The organism is Chryseobacterium sp. SIMBA_029 (assembly GCF_046535275.1).
Lineage (GTDB): Bacteria > Bacteroidota > Bacteroidia > Flavobacteriales > Weeksellaceae > Chryseobacterium.
Map to the genome: position 1 here is coordinate 1 of NZ_JAWRXA010000736.1, position 244 is coordinate 244.

General features: G+C 42.2%; 1 protein-coding gene. It reads left to right on the plus strand.

All coding sequences use genetic code 11. The annotated features are described in order from the left end of the window. A partial coding sequence (locus tag SB679_RS25890; protein WP_410705247.1) for a DUF933 domain-containing protein occupies positions 1 to 100 on the plus strand: 100 nt, incomplete at its 5' end. Between the last annotated feature and the right edge of the window lie 144 nt (positions 101 to 244).

The window sequence follows — 244 nt, forward strand, 5'->3', positions numbered from 1 at the left end:
GGGTGAAGCCGGCACCAAGGAAGCCGGTAAGTGGCGTTTGGAAGGCAAGGAATATATCGTGAAAGATGGCGATGTGATGCATTTCCGCTTCAACGTTTAAACGCTTGTGCAACACCTATAAGCCGATGCTCTGCGTCGGCTTTTTTGTCTGTGTGATTTTATGAATCATGTTAAATACAAACTTTATCCTACATACAAGCGACTCACTGACTCAACAATATTCCAAACAACTGAAAATCTATAA